A 15,351-nucleotide genomic window follows, 5' to 3' on the forward strand; every position below is an offset into this window, starting at 1 on the left:
AGCATCTCATTCGGCAATCCTGAAGATCTTGCCCGGATTGAAGATATTATCCGGATCGAGGCCCTGTTTGATGGTCCGCATCAGGCCGACCGCACCGCCCAGCTCCTCCTCCAGGAACGACATCTTGCCCTGGCCGATGCCATGCTCGCCGGTGCAGGTTCCGTCCATGGACAGCGCCCGGTGGTTGAGGCGGGCGATGAACGCCTCGACCTTGTCGACCGAGGCCGGGTCCTTGCCGTCGAACAGCACCAGGACATGGAAATTGCCGTCGCCCGCATGGCCGACGATGGGCGCAAGCAATCCCTGCCCGGCGATATCGTCTTGCGTCTCGGCAACGCATTCGGCAAGCCGCGAGATCGGCACGCAGACATCGGTCGACAGGCCGTCGAGTTCCGGCGCCAGCGCCCGGCTCGCCCAATAGGCGTTGTGCCGGGCGTGCCACAGCTTTGCCCGCTCCTCGGCATTGGCGGTCCAGAGGAATTCGTCGCCGCCGCATTCCGCGGCGATCTCGGCGAACTGCGCCGACTGCAGCGCCACCGTCTCCTCGGTGCCGTGGAATTCCAGGAAGAGCGTCGGCTTTTCCGGATAGGAGAGTTTCGAATAGGCGTTGCAGGCCCGCATCTGCACGTCGTCCAGCAATTCGATGCGGGCGACCGGTATGCCCATCTGGATGGTCATGATCACGGCGTCGCAGGCCGCCTTGACGCTCGGGAAGGCGCAGACGCCGCCGCCGATCTTTTCCGGAATGCCCTGCAGCCGCAACGTCACGGAGGTGATGACCCCGAGCGTGCCTTCCGAGCCGACGAAGAGACGGGTGAGATCGTAACCGGCCGAGGATTTCCGGGCCCGCTGCGCGCTGCGGATTTCTTCGCCGTCGGCGGTGACGACGGTCAGCGACAGGACATTGTCCTTCATCGTGCCATAGCGCACCGCGTTGGTGCCCGACGCGCGGGTGGCGGTCATGCCGCCGATCGAGGCGTTGGCGCCGGGATCGATCGGGAAGAACAGGCCGGTGTCGCGAAGCTCGCGGTTCAGCTCCTCGCGGGTGATGCCGGGCTCCACGGTTACGTCGAGATCGGCCGGGCTGACCCGAAGCACCTTGTTCATGCGGCTGAAATCGATCGAGATGCCGCCGGATGGGGCATTCACCTGGCCTTCAAGCGAGGAGCCGACGCCAAAGGGCACGACCGGCACGCAGTGCTCGGCGCAGGCCTTGACCACGGCTTTGACGTCATCGGCGCTCTCGACGAAGACGACGCCATCCGGCAATTGCGCCGGCAGATAGGTCGTCGTGTGGGCATGCTGTTCGCGAAACGACTGGCCGGTCTGAAAACGCTCACCGAAGGACTGTTTGAGGATGCCGAGGACCGTCGAGATGCCCTCTTCGTTGCGAAGGCCTGGCTTCACATCCTTGATCGCCATGATCACTCTCCTCCTTGGCTTTTCAAGGGATTGGTTAGGCGACGGGTCGGGGTTTGTCCAGACGGAACAGCAGTGGACCGACCGGGCGAAGTCCGGCACCCGTCCCACGTCGCCGGAGGGAGACCATTTTCCGCGAACCCCGGTGGCAGGACTTACCTCGTTTCCTCCTACCCGGCGCCGGCCCCGCCTCGCCGGCACGCCTGCCGGTGTATCCGCGACGGAACGAAGGGATTGTAGGTACGGACTGGGAAGGCGGGGATGAGAGGGGTGAAAATTTGAATTAAGTCGTTGAGCAGGCAGGCGGGTAAAGCTTGGGACATCCCCGCAATGGCACTGCCCGACGAACTCGAAATGAGGATGACGGACGCGGAACCGAACTTAGCCCGCTGTGGCCACGCTCAGCCTCTGCTGTACCTGATCGACATTGCCGCGGACGTATACGGCCGTGGGCTTGCCCCCGGCGCTGGCAAGCGCGAGAGCGATGATGGTGACTTCCTCTTCGAAGGTCGTGACGTAAAGCACCTGCATGGGATTGATGTATACGGGCTGGTTATGGGTATTCTTGAAGCCGATCAACGCCATACGTCTCTCCTTCTGCTGCGTGGCAACATTGCCATGCCATGCACAAGGTTGCCGCAAGTTTAACAGGCGCCGGTCGCGGACGTCATGGACACAAGAACCCTCGAAAGCGACCACCGCAAGGAGATATCCACGGCGAGCCTCCCGCGTCGGTAAGTCCTTCAGCTCCATCCCGGCAGGGGTTACAGGAGCCGCACGCGAATCGCCGAAGTAGTCGTTGACCGAGGTGGAGGCAGGAGTTCCCTGATTCCGGCACACGGGCAGATCTTTTTCCCTCGGCGCCAAATAGTTCACCTGCAAGTCACCGATCGATGCTCTAGATCAGGTTCTGCCCTTATCAAGTTTCAGGAGATCAGCGATGGCGACAATTGCAATTATCGGCGCGGGTGCGATGGGGAGCGGGATCGGCCGGCAGTTGGCGGACGGCGGCGCCAAGGTCTTGACCTATCTGGATGGCCGCTCGCCCGAGAGCCACGACCGGGCCAGAGCCGCCGGAATGGAGCCCGCTCCGCTCGAAGACATCATCGGGGCTGAGATCGTTCTATCGATCGTCCCGCCCGGCGAGGCGATCGGCGTCGCGGAACGTCTGTCGGCGGCGATCGGAGAGCGCCCTGCCCCGGTGACATTCATCGATTGCAACGCGATCTCGCCCGACACGATGCGCCAGGTTGCAGCCGTTTTCAGGCCCGGCCAGGCTAACGTGCTGGACGGCTCGATCATCGGCCTGCCGCCGCAGCCGGGGAAAGTCGGACCAAAACTCTATATCAGCGGTGACGGGGCGGACAGAAGCGCCGTTCTCGCCGCGCACGGGCTTCACGTCCGCCGGATCGAAGGGGCCGTCGGCGCAGCCTCGGCGCTGAAGATGTGTTATGCGGGCATCAACAAGGGCGTTACCGGCCTCGGCACAGCCATGCTTCTCGCCGCCATCGGATCGGGCGCCGACCAGAGCCTCAGACGGGAGATGGCCGAAAGCAATCCCGACCTCGACAGGAAACTCTCAAGTGCCATTCCGGACATGTATGCGAAAGCCTATCGCTGGGTGGCGGAGATGGAGGAGATTGCCGCATTCCTCGGCGAAGACGATCCGGCCTCGCTGATCTTCAGGGGAATGGCCGGATTGTTTCAGAAGATGGCCGATGATCGGGCAGGTGGCGGCGAGCTTGCCGGCCAGCTGAACGTGCTGCTCGGCCGGTAGAGCAGCCCCGAGGATCGCCTCCGGTGCAACGGGAAGCGACGACTTGCGCCGGCGCTCCCGAACAGGCTCACTCGGCAGCGAGCAGCTGTTCCTCTTTTTCCTTCTCGTTGTCCTGCTTCTCCTGCCCGCGACGCGTGGCATGCGCCAATTCCTGATGGAACCGCGCTTCCTCGTGCATATGCGGCTTGGCGAAGCCGGCGATCAGAAGATAGGCGACCGGAGTGATGAACAGCGTCACGATGACCGCAAAACCGAGGCCGCCGACGATGACCCAGCCGAGCGCGATACGGGCTTCCGCCCCCGCGCCCTGGGCCAGCAGCAGCGGCACGCCGCCGATGACGGTGGCGATCATCGTCATCATCACCGGGCGCAGCCGGATCGCACAGGCGGTTTCGATCGCCTCGCGCACGCTCGCCCCGCGGTCCCGGAGCTGGTTGGCGAATTCGACGATCAGGATACCGTTCTTGGCCATGACCCCGACGAGCAGCACGAGGCCGATCTGGCTGTAGACGTTGAGGCTCGATCCGGTCAGCACCAGCGCGATGGCCGCGCAGGCAAGACCAAGCGGCACGGTCGACATGATGATGATCGACGACAGCACGCTTTCGAACTGCGCCGCCAGCACCAGGAAGATGATCGCGATCGCAAAACCGAAGGTCATCAGCATGGCGTTGGAATTTTCGCCGAGCGTCTTGGCTTCTGCCATCGGAACCAGCCGGACGCCCGCCGGCAGCAACGGCTGGGCGATCGCGGAGACTTCCCTGACAGCATCGCCGAGCGCCACGCCGTCGCGCAGGTTCGACGAGATTGAGACAGATGCGAGCTGTTCCTCGCGGTTGAGCTGCGGCGCCACCGCGCCTTCCTTCAACGTCGCGATCGTCGACATCGGCACGATCTTGCCGTCACCGGTCTTGAGGAAGATGTTCTCTAGATCGGTCGGGTCGTCGATCGGCCTTGTGGTCGAGGTGAGCTTGACGGGCAGCGCATCGCCATTGACGAAGACGTCGACGACCGAGCGGCCTTCGAGCAGAGACTGCATGGCGGTCGACAGGCCGGTAATGTCGATGCCGAGGTCGGAGGCCCGCTCGCGGTCGATCGCGACCGAAAGCTGCGCCTGGGTCGGCTCGTTGGTGAGACGCGGCGTATCGAAGAATCGGGCGCCCTCGCTTTCCATATGCGACACGAGCTTCTGGGCCGTCGAGGTCAGGAGGTCGTAGTCGTTGCCGACCAGGGCCATCTGCAGGCCGTTGCCGGCGCCGCGGATCTTCAGGCTGTTCGCCTGCATGGTGAAGCCGCGCAGGGCCGGAACCCGGAGCGCCGCGGCGTTAACGTCGGCGGCGATCTGGTCCTGGCTGCGGGTGCGCTCGTCCCAGGGCGCCAGCGTCAGCACCATGAAGCCGCTATTGGTATTGCTGCCGAAACCCGAGATCGAGAAGACATTGGTGATCTCGCCGGAATCGCGCAGCGACTTCAGGTTCTCCTCGACGCGCTGCATCTGGTCGCGGGTATAGTCGAGGCTGACGCCCTGCGGAGTCGTCAGGCGCAGCATGATCGTGGCGCGGTCTTCGCGCGGCGTCAGTTCGCTCTTGACCAGCCCGAAGACATTGTAGGCGGCAATCGAGAAGACCACCGACACGACGATGACGACCAGCGGCGCATTGAGGCAGAACCGCAGCGACGACGCATAGACCCTGGCGAACCCGTTGCCGAAGGCTCCGAGCAGGCCGTGGTCCTCCTTCATCGGCTTGGTCAGCATGCGCGACGCGAGCATCGGGCAGAGCGTCAGGGCGGTGACCGACGACAAGGCCACCGAGAAGGCGAGTACGAAGCCGAATTCCTTGAACAGGCCGCCGATCTGGCCGGGCAGGAAGGACAGCGGAATGAAGACGGCTGCGAGCGTTGCGGTGGTCGCGATGACGGCGAAGAACACTTCCTGGGTACCGAGCACGGCGGCGGCGCGCGGACCCATGCCTTCCGCTCGTCGCCGGACGATGTTTTCGAGCACGACGATCGCGTCGTCGACCACGAGACCGGTCGCGAGCACGATCGCGAGCAGCGTCAGGATGTTGATCGAGAAACCGACGAGGTAGATCGCCACCAGCGTGCCGATCAGCGCCACCGGCATGGTGATCGCCGGGATCAGCGTGGCGCGCCAGTCCCGCAGGAAGAGGTAGATGACCACGACGACGACCGCGGCCGAGAGCATCAACGCGATCTCGACCTCGTGCAGCGCGCCCTGGATGAAGATCGCGTCGTCGCCAGTGATGGCGATGCGAGTGCCTTCCGGCAGGGTCTTCTGCATCTCCGCGACGGCGGCCTTGACGCCTTCGGAAATGTTGAGCGTGTTCGACTGCGCCTGGCGGATGATGCCGAGGCCGACGCCCTGCACGCCGTTGGCGCGCAGCACGGTCGTGCCGTCATCCGGACCGAGTGCCACGGTCGCCACATCGCGGACGCGGACATTCGGGCTTACCAGGACGTTTTCGAAATCCTGCGGCGTGGTGAGGTTGGCGGTGGCGCGAACGACGATATCCTGGGTCGTGCTCTTCAGCGAGCCGGCCGGAACGTCGAGAGCGGCGCTCGACAGCGCCTTGGAGACGTCGGCGACGGTGAGCCCTCGGCCGGCCAATGCCGCCTGGTTCACGTCGACGCGAAAAACCTTGTCCTGGTCGCCATAGAGATCGACGTCCGCCACACCTTCGACGGCGGCGAGCCGATCGACGACCTCATTGTTGACGAGCTGGGTGAGGTCTTCCATCGACAGTTTCGACGAGGTGACCGCAAGCCGCATGATCGCGTCGGAATCGGCGTCCGCCTTGACGATGCGCGGCTCGTCGGCATCGTCCGGCAGCTGGTTGACGACACGGCCGACCGCATCGCGCACGTCGTTTGCGGCTTCCGACAGATCGACGCTGTCGGCAAATTCCATCGTCACGCGGCTGGAGCCGAATTGCGACTGCGAGGACAGCGCCTTGAGGCCGGAGACGCGGGCGACCGCGCCTTCGATGACCTGGGTGACTTCCTGGTCCATCGTCTGCGGCGAGGCGCCGTCATAATTGGTACGCACCGTGATGACCGGCTGGTCGACGTCGGGAAGTTCGCGCACCTCGACGCCGGCGAGCGCCGCAAGACCCGCGACGACCATCAGCGTGTTCAGAACTGCGGCAAGGATCGGCCGGCGGACGAAGAGGGCGGTAAAGCTCTGCCCGGATTTCTCCGCCTCTGCCTTGCCGTCGTCGTCATGGCCAACGCCTGGGAGCTCCGTCTTCATTGGCGCGCCACCTCAGCCGTTTCCGGCGCCCCGAAAATCCGGACCGCCGCCCCTTCCCTCACACGCTGCAAACCTTCGGTCACGATCCTGTCGCCCTCTTTGAGCTCGGCGCCCACGAGGACCGCATCGGGATTGCGCTGAACGACGCGCACCCGGGTCTTGACGGATTTATTGTCCCTGACCTGCCAGACATACGAACCTTCGCCGTCCCACTGGATGGCCAGCGGATCGACCGCCGGATATCTTTCGCCGGCAAAGCGCATGCCGACGTTGAAGGCCATGCCGGCGCGCAGCACGTCGCCCGGATTTTCCACCCGGGCGCGGATCCGCATCGTGCGGCTGGCGGGATCGATGCGGTTGTCGATTGCTTCGACCTTGCCGGAAAAGACCTGGCCCGGACGGGCGATCGAACTCGCCTCGACCGCCTGGCCCGGTTCGATGGCGACGGCAAAACGCTCCGGCGCCCAGAAATCGACGAGGATCGCCGTGCGGTCGTCGATCGTCACGACATTGGTCTGGGTGGTGACGTTGTCGCCGATATTGACCGCGACGATGCCGGCAATGCCCTCGATCGGCGCAACGATGTCGCGGCGCCGGAGATTGAGTTCGGCGGTGGAGAGCGCAAGCTTGGCGGCCTGTTCGGCGATCTGCGCATCGAAAACGTCAAGGCGCGAGAATGACTGAAGGTTCTTGTAGGAGGCGGATTTTTCCTGGGCGCTGGCCAGCGCCACCCGCGCCTTGTCGCGCTCGATCGTCTGCTCTTCGTCGTCGAGGCGGGCGAGAACCTGGCCCTTGGTGACCTTCTGGCCCGACGTCACCATGATCTCGTTGATGGTACCGGAAGCCTGCGGCATGACGACGACCGACTGGATCGCCTCGCCGCTGCCGATCGCCGAGAGGCTGTCGTTAACGGTGCCGGTCGCGACCGGCTGGGCGACGACGAGCGTGGCGCGATTGCCGCCACCCTGTCCGCCACCTTGGCCGCCTGCCCCGCGCTGGCCGTTCTGGGTTGCTCCCTGTGCTCCGCCTTCGCCTTGCGGACGCACCGCGGGATTGCCGCCGGCACCACCCGCTGGAGCGGGTGCGGGCTGGGCCGCGGTTCTCGGAATGACGGCGGCGATCACTTCACCGGGAACGCCCATCTTTGTCAGGGTTCCGCCGGCGCTCGGCACCAGGTAGACCCACAGGCCGAGCGCTCCGGCCAGGACTACGATACAGAGCAGAAGCTGTTTCCAAATCCGCATTCAATTCTCCGATGGCGGCACGAAAAGGCCATATTGCCCGGGAGTATCCTTGTTTGCAGGTGCTCACGCAATGGGTGTTCGGCAACCTTACAAAAATGTAACCTCACGATATTTCACGGATATGTTAGGCCGGAGGCATACATATACTCCTAAAATCGCCGCTTTCGCAGTGGGCAACCGGCGGCCTCTTCACAATTTGGCCTTGCCTTGTGTGAACAGTCGGAATGAAAGCAGAACATTTTCTGGTCTTTCAGGTCCGAATCACTACATTGGCCGCATGACGAACAGTTTCGACGACATTCCGTTCTTCGACGAAGAACCGCAGCACCCGCAGGCGCCGCGCAAAGCCACGTCGCCAGCCCCGCCGCAAGCTGCCGGCAATGGCGGCCTCGGCATCGCCGCGCGCGCCATGGCGGCCCGCGACCAGAACCGGGCGCCCGACTATCTCGCAGGCCTCAACCCGGAACAGCGCGAAGCGGTCGAGACGCTCGACGGCCCTGTCCTCGTGCTCGCGGGCGCGGGCACGGGCAAGACGCGGGTGCTGACCACCCGCATCGCCCACATCCTTGCGAGCGGCCGGGCCTTCCCTTCGCAGATCCTTGCCGTCACCTTCACCAACAAGGCGGCGCGCGAGATGAAGGAACGCGTCGGCGTTCTGGTCGGCGGCGCGGTCGAGGGCATGCCCTGGATGGGTACGTTCCACTCGATCGGCGTAAAACTGCTGCGCCGCCATGCGGAACTCGCCGGCCTTCGCTCCGACTTCACCATCCTCGATACCGACGACGTGGTGCGGCTGATCAAGCAGCTGATCCAGGCCGAGGGGCTGGACGACAAGCGCTGGCCGGCAAAACAGTTCGCCGGCATGATCGATACCTGGAAGAACAAGGGCCTGCTGCCGGCCGACATCCCGGAAGGCGACGCCCGCGCCTTTGCCAACGGCAAGGGCCGCGAACTCTACGCCGCCTACCAAAACCGCCTGCGCACGCTGAACGCCTGCGATTTCGGCGACCTCCTGCTGCACCCCATCGCCATCTTCCGCAAGAACCCGGATCTCCTGAAGGAATATCACGGAAAATTCCGCTATATCCTGGTCGACGAGTACCAGGATACCAATACGGCGCAGTATATGTGGCTGCGGCTGCTTGCGCAGCGGCCGAAGGACATTCCCCAGAACGTCTGCTGCGTCGGTGACGACGACCAGTCGATCTATGGCTGGCGCGGCGCCGAAGTCGACAACATCCTGCGCTTCGAGAAGGATTTTCCGGGCGCCAAGGTGATCAAGCTCGAGCGCAACTACCGCTCCACCGAACATATCCTCGGCGCCGCCGGCCACCTGATCGCCCATAACGAGGGCCGCCTCGGCAAGACGCTGTTCACCGACCGCTCCGACCCCGATGACGAGAAGGTGGTGGTGCATGCCGCCTGGGATTCGGAGGAGGAAGCGCGCGCCGTCGGCGAGGAGATCGAAAACCTCCAGCGGAACAAGCACAAGCTCAACGACATGGCGATCCTGGTGCGCGCCTCGTTCCAGATGCGCGAGTTCGAAGACCGGTTCGTGACGCTTGGCCTCAACTACCGCGTCATCGGCGGCCCGCGCTTCTACGAGCGGCTCGAGATCCGCGACGCGATGGCCTATTTCCGCATGGTCTGCCAGCCCTCCGATGACCTCGCCTTCGAGCGGATCATCAACACCCCGAAACGCGGCCTCGGCGACACGACCGTGCGCTACCTGCACGACTATGCCCGCGCCCGCGACATCCCGATGCTCGCCGCCGCAGCCGATCTCATCGAGACCGACGAACTGAAGCCGAAGGCGCGCAAGGCGCTGTTCGACGTGGTCACCGATTTCCGCCGCTGGCAGGGCCTGCTCGAAAACACCCTGCACACCACGCTCGCCGAGCAGATCCTCGACGAGAGCGGCTATACCGCCATGTGGCAGAACGACAAATCGGCCGAAGCGCCGGGCCGGCTGGAAAACCTCAAGGAACTCGTGCGCTCCATGGAGGCCTTCGAGAGCATGCGCGGTTTCCTCGAACACGTGTCGCTGGTCATGGATGCGGAGACCAACGAGAACCTCGACGCCGTCTCGATCATGACGCTGCATTCGGCCAAGGGCCTGGAATTCGACACCGTTTTCCTGCCCGGCTGGGAGGAAGGCCTGTTTCCGCACCAGCGGGCGCTCGACGAGGGCGGCCGCTCGGGCCTGGAGGAAGAACGCCGCCTCGCCTATGTCGGCCTGACGCGCGCAAAGCACCGCTGCCATATCTGGTTCGTCTCCAACCGCCGCATCCACGGCCTGTGGCAATCGACCATGCCCTCGCGCTTCCTCGACGAACTGCCGGCCTCCCATGTGGATGTCGCGGCCTCCGACAGCAATTACGGCGGTTATGGCGGCCGCGGCGGCTACGGCCAGTCACGCTTCGACAAGGCCGACCCCTTTACCAACAATTACTCGACCCCGGGGTGGAAACGCGCCCAGGCCAACAAGACCGACGCCACCCGCGACAACTGGGGCACCCGCTCCGGCCACGCCGTGGAACGCATCGGCTACGGCGAAAGCGGCCCGCGCACGCGAACGATCGATGGGGAGCTGGTGGCCAAGTCCGTCGCCGACACGCCGTCGCAGTTTTCGGTCGGGGATAGGGTGTTCCACGTCAAGTTCGGGAACGGCAATATCTCGGCGATCGAGGGCAACAAGCTGACGATCGAGTTCGATCGGGCCGGGCAGAAGCGGGTGCTTGACGGGTTTGTGGAGCGGGTTTGAGCTTGGATGCTGCTATAGGACCTGACGACCCGATTGAAATCCTGCTGCTGACCGGACCTGCGGGCGTCGGCAAGTCTACTCTTTCCTGGGAGATCTCCGCTCGCCTCGCCGAGGCCGGTATTGCGCATGCGGCGATCGAAAGCGATGAACTGGACCGGATATTCCCGCGCCCTCCGCGCCAGGAACTGGAGCGGCTGTCTCCCGGCACGATCGATGTCAGTGCCCTCACCCTCAAGGCGATATGGTCCACTTACAAGGAGCTGGGGAGCAAGCGCCTGATCCTGTCAGGCGTCATGATGCACCTGGATTTCGACAGAAGGTGGATCACGTCGGCGATACCCGGTGCCAGGTTCACTGTCGTTCGCCTGATGGCAACAGAAGAAAACATTGCCAGCAGATTGGCCCGGCGAGAAACTGAAGGAAGCATGGAGGATCAACTCGGACGTTCTCTCCGGCAGATGAACCGCATGGCGAACGAAACGGGCAAGGATATTCTCTACATAAATACCGACGGACGCACCGCTTCCGAGATCACAGACGAGGTTTTAGCAAGGATAGACTGGCTGCAACCACAAAACAGGACTGAAATGTTCTAGGCCTGCTTGGCCACCAGAGCAGCCAAACGTTCCCGCAACGTCGCCTTCCCTCGCCTCACCGCATCCGCGCCGGGCACCTCCCCGTCCATCGCCATGCCTGTCATTCCGGCATAGGATTGGGCGGCGGCCTGCGGGAAGCCGAGCGACCGGTACCCTTCTTCCCATTGTCCGGCGGACAGTCACCTTGTCAGCCTCCCTGTCTCCCGCTACCTCAATCACTGGAACTCTGGAATTTTAAGGGAGGACACCATGAAAGCCATCGTCACGGCCCCTGGCGGGCTCGATGCCCTAAAGCTCGTCGATCTGCCGGATCCGGGCAAACCGGGCCTGGGTGAGATGCGGGTGGCGCTGCATGCGAGTTCGATCAATTTCCATGACCTGAGCGTCGCAAGCGGCCGGACGCCGACCGATGGGCGGGTGCTGATGGCGGATGGGGCCGGTATGGTCGAGGAGGTCGGCGAAGGGGTGGTCGAGTTCAAACCCGGCGACCACGTGGTCTCCTGCTTCTTTCCGGACTGGCAGGACGGTCCGCCTTTGCCCGGCGGTTTTTCGCGCACGCCGGGCGACGGGATCGACGGGTTCGCGACGGAATACGCAGTGCGGCCGGCGGCGGCCTTCACGCTGGCCCCGAAAGGGTTCAGCCATGTGGAAGCGGCGACCATCACCACGGCGGGGCTGACCGCCTGGCGGGCGCTGGTGGAGCTTGGGCGGCTGAAGGCCGGTGAGACGGTGCTGGCGCTCGGCACGGGCGGCGTGTCGATCTATGCGCTGCAGATCGCGAGAGCCATGGGCGCGCGGGTGGCGATCACGTCGTCCTCGAACGACAAGCTGGAGCGGGCGAAAAAGCTGGGAGCCGAGTTTACGGTCAACTACAAGGAACACACCGACTGGGGCAAACAGGTTTTTGACTGGACCGGCGGTCGCGGCGTCGATCATGTGGTGGAAGTCGGCGGCCCGGCGACGCTTGGGCAATCCATCCAGGCGGTGAAGATGGGCGGCCATATCGCCATGATCGGCGTCCTGACCGGTCCGCGCGGCGAGGTGCCGACCGCAGCATTGATGGGCAAGCAGGCGGTGCTGTCGGGCATTCTCGTCGGCAGCCGACGCCAGCAACAGGATTTCGTGCGGGCGCTCGATACGGGCCTCGTCCGGCCGGTGATCGACAAGGTGTTTGCGCTCGAAAATCTCGCCGACGCCTTCCGCTACGAGATGGCTGGCCACCATTTCGGCAAGATCGGCATCGAGTGGTGATTGGTCGGGCAGAGGTTTTCCTTGCGGAGAACCCCTGCCCCGGTTACCTCGGGATCAGACCCGGCGATCAGGGAGCGGCCCCATGTTTCTCACCAACCAGGACGTCATCGACCTCACCGCATGGCGGCGCAGGCTGCATGCCATGCCGGAAGTGTCCGGCGAGGAGATCGCGACGGCGGCGGAGGTGCAAGGCTTTCTCGCCGATACCAGGCCGGACCGGGTCGTGACCGGCCTCGGCGGCACGGGCGTTGCGGTCGTCTATGACAGCGGCCTTCCCGGGCCGACCGTGCTGTTCCGCGCCGAGCTGGATGCGCTGCCGATCGAGGAAGTCGGCACGCTGGACCATCGCTCGACGGTCCCCGGCAAGGGCCATATGTGCGGGCATGACGGCCACATGGCCATGCTGGCGGCGCTCGGCCGTCAATTCGGCCGCGAAAGGCCAAAGCGCGGCCGCGTCATTCTCATGTTCCAGCCGGCCGAAGAGACGGGCGCAGGTGCTGCGGCGGTCATCGGCGACGAAAAATTCCAGGACCTGCTGCCGGATTACAGTTTTTCCCTGCACAACATGCCCGGCCTGCCGCTCGGTCGCGTCTGGCTGAAGCAGGGGATCGTCAATTGCGCGTCGCGCGGCCTCAAGGTCGTCCTCACCGGGCGCACGGCGCATGCCTCCATGCCGGAGACGGGCATCTCGCCGGTACCGGCGGTCGCAGCGCTGATGCCGGCGCTGACCGCGCTGAGCGACGGCTCGATCGCAACCGGCGACATGGTGCTGGCCACGGTGACCCATGCCTTGGTCGGCGAACCGGCCTTCGGGATTGCGCCCGGCCATGCCGAAGTCTGGGTGACATTGCGCACGATGACCGACGGGCAGATGGAGGCGTTGACGACCAGGGCCGAAACCCTCGTCCGCGACATCGCCGCGGAAGGCGGCCTCGAATACGAGATGGACTATCACGACATCTTCGGCCACTGCGAAAACGATCGGCAAGCAACCGAGATGCTGCGAGCGGCGATGGATGCGGAAGGCGTTTCCCACGATGCGGGCGATACGATGCGCGGCTCGGAAGATTTCGGCCGCTTCGCGACCGTCTCGAAATCGGCGATGTTCTTCCTCGGCGCCGGCGAAAACATGCCGAACCTGCACAATCCGAACTATGATTTTCCCGACGACCTGATCCCGATCGGCACGAAGATTTTTATGCGCGTGGCGCGGGATATTCTCGGCTGAACTCTTGAACGGGCGACGCCTTCATGTGGCGTCACCGCCATGGCTCCGACTAGGCGTCGTTATTGCCGAACAGCTTGGCCATGAAGCCGCCATTGGTGCCGCGGCCGGGGCGCTTGCCGTCCCATTTGGGCACGATCACCATATGGGTGATATCGCCGCGCTGGAAGGCCTTCAGGAACGCGCTGTAGTCGGCGAAGGCGACGCAGCCATGCGAGTCGCCGCGCACGCGCAGCAGGAAGCTGTGGGCGAGCAGGCCGGTGCGGCCCTGCGGCGCCTTGCCGTCGACCGGCGTCAGGCGGATCGCGGCAACGCCGTGGAACAGCTTTTCGCGCATCGACAGCTTATAGGTGCCGGGCGGCGTCGGGCCACGCATCGTCACATGCGTAAAGTTGGGGTTGTCGCGCATCTTGCCGATGCCGGAATGCGCCTCGAGCTTGGAGCCGTTCGGCATATAGACCATGCCGCCGGAAATATCGTAGACGGCGACTTTCGTGCCGATGCCGGGCCAGGCCGGCGCGGACTGCGACGGACGGGTCTGCTCCTCGCGCATCGGATTGTCGGGCTTGGCGAAGGCGAGCGCCGTCGGCTTGTCGTCGCCGTCATTCGCCCTGGCGGGCTTTTGCGGCGCGACCGCCGCGATGGCTGCAAGCGCTGCCGGCTTGGCGGGCTTGTCGGCGGCGGAGCCCGGACGGATCACAGGCAGCGGGCCGGCCTTCGGCAGGGCGTGGGAAGGCGCCGTGGGAACGGCCTCCTCGACCACCGCCACTTCGCTCTCGTCGGTGCCGTCTTCGGCGTCTTCTTCCAGGGCGGTTTCTTCAAGCGCGGCCATCTCGACCGGCTTCATGTCCTTGAGCCCGGCAACGGTGGTGACCGTCTGGGCATCCTGGATCATATCCGGCAAGGTGCCGCTGGCGGCGCGGGGCGCCACGACCACGAGGCTTTCCATCGCAGGGCCGAGCACCGCGCGGATGGCATTGGCGTCCGGACGGGCTTTTTCGAGTGCGGCGAACCGCTGCTCGTGTTCCTGATGCCGGGCGGCCTTGGCCATCGCGACGTTGAGCACCTGGCTGACGCTCGAAACATCCGGCTTGCGGGCTTCAAGCGCGGCGATATCGGCACCAGCGAGGCGCTTGCCCTTCGGATTGGCGGGCGCACTGCCCGGCAGGCGGGAGAATTTCGAAACGTCGATTTCGCGTTCGCGGGACACAGCGGCGGGGGCGATATGGGCGATCGGTCTTGCCAGAGTCGTTTCGAACTTGACGTCGGAAGCCGACTTCACCGCGGTCGCCATGGTAACCATCGACGCGCCCATCAGGGCTGCGACCGTCAGGCCGAAACCGACCGTGACATTCACCAGGAGAGAGCGGGATTTCTTGCGGCGTTGCGGAACCTTGCCTGCCTGCCTGCCATTCACCGACGTCTGGACCGAACGCGCCATCACTCGTTACCCGAACCGTTACTCACACCGGCGGGGATCGCTTCCGCGAGACCGCCAACACAACCTTGGCGAGCGCTGAGCAAACGAAGAATTTGCTCACTGCCGCCTATCGACTGCATGTGAGGATGAACGATTATGGTAACCAATGTCTTTACGTCGCCCCGATTTGGTTTCGGTGGTGCACATAAAAGCGCATGCCGTCGGAAGTTTAACCGAATTGCGGCAACAGGGTGTCCGCCCCGTGCCGAATTGAGGTTAGTCAAGCCAACGACCGTTGCTGTTTAGCCACAAAATCCAAGTCTTTCAAGGCTTGTCAGAATTTTTATACCATTTCCCTCTCCGCCCGCTGCCGGCCCTCGGACA

10 protein-coding genes are annotated in these 15,351 nt (G+C 64.3%); 5 read left to right on the forward strand and 5 right to left on the reverse strand.

Annotated features, from left to right (window positions below):
- Nucleotides 1-6: 6 nt before the first annotated feature.
- Both ABCW43_RS18875 and ABCW43_RS18880 read right to left on the reverse strand, forming a co-directional pair.
- Nucleotides 7-1,422 carry an FAD-binding oxidoreductase gene (locus ABCW43_RS18875; RefSeq protein WP_345927219.1) on the reverse strand — a complete coding sequence of 472 codons (1,416 nt, stop codon included), beginning with the start codon at nucleotides 1,420-1,422 and terminating at the stop codon, nucleotides 7-9.
- 378 nt (nucleotides 1,423-1,800) lie between these two features.
- Nucleotides 1,801-2,295, reverse strand: coding sequence for a hypothetical protein (locus ABCW43_RS18880; RefSeq protein ID WP_345927221.1), 495 nt, complete (start codon nucleotides 2,293-2,295; stop codon nucleotides 1,801-1,803).
- Between the two features lie 64 nt (nucleotides 2,296-2,359).
- Between ABCW43_RS18880 and ABCW43_RS18885 the strand changes: the two genes are divergently transcribed.
- Nucleotides 2,360-3,196, forward strand: a complete 837-nt coding sequence (locus ABCW43_RS18885; RefSeq protein ID WP_345927223.1) for an NAD(P)-dependent oxidoreductase — start codon at nucleotides 2,360-2,362, stop codon at nucleotides 3,194-3,196.
- A 67-nt stretch (nucleotides 3,197-3,263) separates the two neighbouring features.
- On the opposite strand, the gene ABCW43_RS18890 is transcribed toward ABCW43_RS18885, so the two are convergent.
- Together ABCW43_RS18890 and ABCW43_RS18895 are read right to left on the reverse strand one after the other, a co-directional pair.
- Nucleotides 3,264-6,467 carry an efflux RND transporter permease subunit gene (locus tag ABCW43_RS18890; RefSeq protein WP_345927225.1) on the reverse strand — a complete coding sequence of 1,068 codons (3,204 nt, stop codon included), beginning with the start codon at nucleotides 6,465-6,467 and terminating at the stop codon, nucleotides 3,264-3,266.
- Nucleotides 6,464-7,711, reverse strand: coding sequence for an efflux RND transporter periplasmic adaptor subunit (locus ABCW43_RS18895; RefSeq protein ID WP_345927227.1), 1,248 nt, complete (start codon nucleotides 7,709-7,711; stop codon nucleotides 6,464-6,466). The genes ABCW43_RS18890 and ABCW43_RS18895 overlap by 4 nt, the downstream gene beginning before the upstream one ends.
- A gap of 277 nt (nucleotides 7,712-7,988) precedes the next feature.
- Between ABCW43_RS18895 and ABCW43_RS18900 the strand changes: the two genes are divergently transcribed.
- The 4 genes from ABCW43_RS18900 (at nucleotide 7,989) to ABCW43_RS18915 (ending at nucleotide 13,550) form a co-directional block, all read left to right on the forward strand.
- Nucleotides 7,989-10,475, forward strand: coding sequence for an ATP-dependent helicase (locus ABCW43_RS18900; protein ID WP_345927229.1), 2,487 nt, complete (start codon nucleotides 7,989-7,991; stop codon nucleotides 10,473-10,475).
- Nucleotides 10,472-11,071 carry an AAA family ATPase gene (locus tag ABCW43_RS18905; protein WP_345927231.1) on the forward strand — a complete coding sequence of 200 codons (600 nt, stop codon included), beginning with the start codon at nucleotides 10,472-10,474 and terminating at the stop codon, nucleotides 11,069-11,071. The genes ABCW43_RS18900 and ABCW43_RS18905 overlap by 4 nt, the downstream gene beginning before the upstream one ends.
- Before the next feature lie 249 nt (nucleotides 11,072-11,320).
- Nucleotides 11,321-12,322 carry a zinc-dependent alcohol dehydrogenase family protein gene (locus tag ABCW43_RS18910; RefSeq protein WP_345927233.1) on the forward strand — a complete coding sequence of 334 codons (1,002 nt, stop codon included), beginning with the start codon at nucleotides 11,321-11,323 and terminating at the stop codon, nucleotides 12,320-12,322.
- An 82-nt stretch (nucleotides 12,323-12,404) separates the two neighbouring features.
- The gene (locus ABCW43_RS18915) at nucleotides 12,405-13,550 is read left to right on the forward strand and encodes an amidohydrolase (RefSeq protein ID WP_345927235.1); all 1,146 of its coding nucleotides are present in this window, start codon (nucleotides 12,405-12,407) and stop codon (nucleotides 13,548-13,550) included.
- 49 nt (nucleotides 13,551-13,599) lie between these two features.
- Here ABCW43_RS18915 and ABCW43_RS18920 read toward each other — a convergent pair whose 3' ends face one another.
- Nucleotides 13,600-14,988: a DUF2778 domain-containing protein gene (locus tag ABCW43_RS18920; RefSeq protein WP_345927237.1), complete on the reverse strand. Its 1,389-nt coding sequence runs from the start codon at nucleotides 14,986-14,988 to the stop codon at nucleotides 13,600-13,602.
- Between the last annotated feature and the right edge of the window lie 363 nt (nucleotides 14,989-15,351).

The sequence above is a fragment of the Neorhizobium tunisiense genome (assembly GCF_039631515.1).
In the GTDB taxonomy this organism is placed as follows: domain Bacteria; phylum Pseudomonadota; class Alphaproteobacteria; order Rhizobiales; family Rhizobiaceae; genus Neorhizobium.

Coding starts and splice junctions, on each gene's coding strand:
- ABCW43_RS18875 (WP_345927219.1), bottom strand. CDS start 1,422: ATGGCGATCAAGGATGTGAAGCCAGGCCTTCGCAACGAAGAGGGCATC.
- ABCW43_RS18885 (WP_345927223.1), top strand. CDS start 2,360: ATGGCGACAATTGCAATTATCGGCGCGGGTGCGATGGGGAGCGGGATC.
- ABCW43_RS18890 (WP_345927225.1), bottom strand. CDS start 6,467: ATGAAGACGGAGCTCCCAGGCGTTGGCCATGACGACGACGGCAAGGCA.
- ABCW43_RS18895 (WP_345927227.1), bottom strand. CDS start 7,711: ATGCGGATTTGGAAACAGCTTCTGCTCTGTATCGTAGTCCTGGCCGGA.
- ABCW43_RS18900 (WP_345927229.1), top strand. CDS start 7,989: ATGACGAACAGTTTCGACGACATTCCGTTCTTCGACGAAGAACCGCAG.
- ABCW43_RS18910 (WP_345927233.1), top strand. CDS start 11,321: ATGAAAGCCATCGTCACGGCCCCTGGCGGGCTCGATGCCCTAAAGCTC.
- ABCW43_RS18915 (WP_345927235.1), top strand. CDS start 12,405: ATGTTTCTCACCAACCAGGACGTCATCGACCTCACCGCATGGCGGCGC.
- ABCW43_RS18920 (WP_345927237.1), bottom strand. CDS start 14,988: ATGGCGCGTTCGGTCCAGACGTCGGTGAATGGCAGGCAGGCAGGCAAG.